At 79.8% G+C, this 1,759-nt stretch carries 1 protein-coding gene; it reads left to right on the plus strand.

What is annotated here, in order from left to right; genetic code table 11:
* On the plus strand, positions 1 to 1,759 hold a 1,759-nt coding region (locus HLB09_RS16545), incomplete at both ends, for a transglutaminase-like domain-containing protein (protein WP_171204396.1).

Consider the following 1,759-nt stretch of genomic DNA (forward strand, 5'->3'; position numbering starts at 1 on the left):
CGGTGGGCGCGAGGGCGTGCCGCCGGGCGCCCCCTCGCTCCTCGCCGGCGTGGCCGTCCTCGCCGCGGCCCTCTCGCTGCTGCCGCTCGTCGACGGGCCCGGCTGGTTCGTCGACGCCGTCCTCGTCGTCGTCGTGGTCGGCCTGGTCGGCGTCGTCCTCGACGCGCTGACGTCGTCGGCCCTCGTCCGGACCGGCGCGCAGGTCCTCGCGGCGCTCATGGTCCTGACCGCCCTCTACGCCCCCGGCAGCGGCGTCCTGGGGCTGCTGCCCGGCCCCGCCGCGCTCGCGTCGGGGCGCCTCCTCGTCGACGAGGGCATGGCCGTGGTCCGGTCCTCGCTGCCTCCCGTCGCCGATCCGCCGGGCCTGCGGCTGCTCGTCGTCGGGGGCGTCGGCGCCGTCGCGGTGGCGGTCGACGTGCTGGCCGTCCGCCTCGGGCGCGTGAGCACCGCCGGCGCGCCGCTGCTGGCCCTCGTCGCCACCGCCGCGGCGCTGCAGCGCACCGGGCTGCCCGTGGCGGCCTTCGTCGTCGCCGCGGTGCCCTACCTCCTCCTCCTGCGCGCGGAGAGCCGCTGGCGCGAGGGGCGCTGGGGGCGCACGGCCACCCGGTGGCGCCGCGGCGGCGGTCGGGCGACCCGCCCCCGCCCGTCGCTGGTGGCCGTCGCGGGGACGGCGGCGGTCGCCCTGCTCGCCGCCGTCGTCGTGCCCGCCCTCGGGCCCTGGGGCGGCACCGGCCTCCTCGGGGCGCAGGGCTGGGGCGGCGGGCCCGCCGGCAGCGGGCCTGGCGGGGCCCGCGTCAACCCGCTGCTGAGCCTGGCGGACGACCTCGGCGAGCGCTCGGACGCGACGGCCCTCACCTACCGCCTCGAAGGCGGCGGCCCGGCCACCGAGCCCCTGCGCCTCGTGACGGTCGACGTCTTCGACGGCGACACCTGGCGCCCCCGCGACGACGGCACCTCCCTGCAGCCCCTCGAGGAGGGCGTGCCCGAGCCGCCCGGCCTCGACGTCGGGGCGGCCGTCGACGCGGGCGTCGCCGTGCCGCAGGTGCTGCAGGTCGAGGTGGCCGCGCTCCGGCAGGAGTACCTGCCCGCCCCCTACCCCGCCACCGCGGTGGAGCTGCAGCCGGACGCCGGCGACTGGGGCGTGCGCCCGGGCACGCTCGACCTCGTCGGCGAGGGCGGCACCACCACGACCGAGGGGCAGACCTACGCCGTCCGCTCCCTGCGCCTCGTGCCGGACGCCGCCGACCTCGTCGAGGTGGGCGGCCCCCCGGCCTCGGTCCGCACCACGTGGACCGAGCTGCCGGACGACCTGCCGCCGGAGATCGGCGAGCTGGCCGAGCAGGTGGCGGGCGACGGCGAGCCCCTGCAGCGGGTGGCCCGCCTGCAGGCCTTCTTCCGCGACGACGGCGGCTTCACCTACAGCGAGGAGGCGCCGGGCGGCACCGGCGCCGGCTCGGTGGCGGCCTTCCTCGACCGCCGCTCCGGCTACTGCGTCCACTTCGCCTCGGCCATGGCGCTCATGGCGCGCTCCCTCGGGCTCCCCGCGCGGGTGTCCGTGGGCTTCCTGCCGGGGACGGCGCAGGCGGACGGCAGCTACCGCGTGCGCCTGAGCGACGCGCACGCCTGGCCCGAGGTGTACCTCGGCAGCGACGGCTGGGTGCGCTTCGAGCCGACGCCCGGCGTCCGCACCGGGGCGGCGCCGCGCTGGAGCGCCGTCGACGCGGCGGACGCGGCGGTCGCGGCCCAGGAGGAGGCCCAG

The sequence above is a fragment of the Pseudokineococcus marinus genome (assembly GCF_013004605.1).
GTDB lineage: Bacteria > Actinomycetota > Actinomycetes > Actinomycetales > Quadrisphaeraceae > Pseudokineococcus > Pseudokineococcus marinus.